At 33.9% G+C, this 245-nt stretch carries 1 protein-coding gene; it reads right to left on the reverse strand.

The window, feature by feature from the left end:
* On the reverse strand, positions 1-245 hold a 245-nt coding region (locus H6A60_RS13495), incomplete at both ends, for a hypothetical protein (RefSeq protein ID WP_205105382.1).

Raw genomic sequence — 245 nt, forward strand, 5'->3', positions numbered from 1 at the left:
CTGTCTGATTGTTATATACAGCATCGAAAGGAAATAAGAATCTAGCACCTGATGGGTTACTTGAGACTCCACCAGTTGCAAAGTTTAACATCATTCTATAGTTTGTTCCTCTAGGAATAGCTATTGGGAAGTCTAATTTTACAGTATTCAATCCATCGTTTACTAAAAATCTATTTGATGGTGTTTGAGTAATAATGTTGTTATTTTGATCTACAATTATGATACTTACAGATGGTCCTCCTGCT

The organism is Sutterella massiliensis (assembly GCF_016899755.1).
GTDB classification, from domain to species: domain Bacteria; phylum Pseudomonadota; class Gammaproteobacteria; order Burkholderiales; family Burkholderiaceae_F; genus Sutterella; species Sutterella massiliensis.